Here is a 2,404-nt window from a genome sequence, read left to right as displayed (position 1 = left end):
GGAAAGTATCCGATCCTAATCAAACACAATATGAACTGAATACATCACTGCGAAACACCTGCATTCAAAATCGGATACAATACACGCTTTAAACTCACGCGAATGCAGTTTTAAGTAAACCCCTGACCATAAATACTTTTAAAGGTTAATTCGCTATATTGATGTTTATAACAAACCGAATAGGTAAGGGATGCTGAATAGCAAAATATTTATTGGCGCGGGAGCTCTGATCGTTGTTATATCTTCCTTTTTATGGCTTTCGGGCTCTCGCAATTCTAATGTCGATTATAATAACGATGTAAAGCCCATTCTGAATAAGCATTGCATGGGCTGTCACGGCGGCGTAAAAAAGGCAGGCGATGTGAGTTTCCTTTTTGAGCATGAAATGTTGGAACCCGGCAAATCAGGCAAGGTCCCGGTGGTCCGGGGCGATGCGGATGCAAGCGAAATGATCCGGCGGATATTAAGCAACGATCCGGACGAAAAAATGCCTAAGAATGGCACTCCGCTCAATGAGCAGGAAGTTGATATTCTTAAAAAATGGATCAATGAAGGTGCCAAATGGGAAACGCATTGGTCTTACAAAAAGATAGAAAAGCCGGAAGTGCCCTCGCTCAACGGTTTCAGTAACCTTTTTGGATTGATAAAAACAGGTGATAGTAAATGGGCAACAAATGAGATCGACCATTTTGTTTTAGATAAACTCAAAGACAAAGGTCTGAAAGTATCTCCCGAAGCCGACCGTGCCACATTGATCCGCCGCGTAAGTCTGGACCTGACGGGCCTGCCTCCTACCGAAAAGCAGGTTGCTGATTTTGTAAATGACCAATCCGAAAATGCTTACGAAAAAGTAGTTGACCGTCTGCTAAAATCGCCTGCCTATGGTGAGCGGTGGACTTCCATGTGGATGGACCTTGCCAGGTATGCCGATACAAAAGGATACGAGAGCGATGGCGGCCGCTCTATGTGGCGCTACCGCGATTATGTGGTCAAATCCTTTAATCAGGATAAGCCTTTTGACCAGTTTACGATTGAGCAGCTCGCAGGAGATTTACTGCAAAAGGACAAAGACGGTTTCCCGCTCGAAGCCAATATGATCGCCACCGGCTATCACCGGAATACCATGACGAACAATGAGGGTGGTACCGACGATGAAGAGTTTCGTACAGCTGCGCAGATTGACCGCGTGAATACAACCTGGGAAGTGTGGCAGGGTACCACTTTCGCCTGCATTCAATGCCACAGCCACCCTTATGATCCCATTCCGCAGGAAGACTACTATAAGTACATGGCATTTTTCAACAATACACGCGATGAAGATGTGTGGGATGAATGGCCCAAGCTACGGTTTTATAAAGGTGAAGATTCAATGCGGGTGGAGCGCGTAAAAAGCTGGATCAGGCAAAACAAGCCGGAGCAGTTGCCTGAGGTTACGCAGTTTATGAAAGTTATGGAGCCGAAGATCAATGCCCACAACTTTGTAAAAGGCGACCAGTCTACCGTACTGACTATCTCTTATTATGGTGTAAAAAACAATGGAAATGCCCGCATTTCACAGGTTAACCTGACAAATGCCGACAACGTGGTGATGAACATCGCGACTAAGGCGGAAAATGCAGTGCTTTCGCTTCATTTAGATAAGATAGACGGGCCGGTGATATCTGAAATTAAGGTACCAGCGAGAGATTCGGTGATCATTGCGCCGTTGGTAAAAACAGCCGGTAAACATGACATTTATCTCACACTTAATAGTCCCAAAGCTCCGGAAGAGTGGGTAAAGATTACCTGGATGTCATTTCAAAAAGCATTACCTGGAATAGGAAAGCCTGAATACCAGAAGATAGTAGCTGACTATGCAACACTACTGACGCACCAGACGGAAAGTATGCCCGTGATCTGGGAAGGTAAAGGGGATTTTGCGAGAAAAACCCATGTTTTTGTACGCGGGAACTGGATGGTGAAAGGTGCGGAGGTGCAGCCTAATGTACCAAAACTCCTGGCACCTCTTCCCGCGGATGCGCCACGCGACCGGCTTGGTTTAGCAAAATGGATCGTGAGCCGTGACAATGCGTTGACTTCCCGGGTGATTGTAAACCGCTTCTGGGAACAGCTGTTTGGAAAAGGAATTGTTGAAACTGTGGAAGACTTTGGCTCCCAGGGCGCACAGCCCACTCATCCAGAACTGCTTGACTGGCTGGCAGTCAAGTTTATGGAAGAAGATCAATGGAGTATCAAAAAGCTGCTGAAAACGATCGTGATGTCGTCGACCTACCGGCAAAGCTCCAAGGCCAATGAAGAAAAGCTGGAAAAAGACCCCTACAATATCTGGATTTCGCGCGGGCCGCGTGTGCGCCTGAGTGCCGAGCAGGTACGTGATCAGGCACTGGCTTGCAGCGGGTTGATT

At 46.8% G+C, this 2,404-nt stretch carries 1 protein-coding gene; it reads left to right on the top strand.

Features of this window, described 5'->3' with window-relative positions:
* Nucleotides 1-190: 190 nt before the first annotated feature.
* The coding region (locus tag ACTIE6_RS22685) for a DUF1549 domain-containing protein (RefSeq protein WP_439558802.1) at nt 191-2,404 on the top strand (2,214 nt) is incomplete at its 3' end.

This window comes from Dyadobacter sp. (assembly GCF_051859145.1).
In the GTDB taxonomy this organism is placed as follows: Bacteria; Bacteroidota; Bacteroidia; order Cytophagales; family Spirosomataceae; genus Dyadobacter.
Note: the sequence above shows the minus strand (reverse complement) of the source record. Positions and strands in the feature narration are given on the sequence as shown.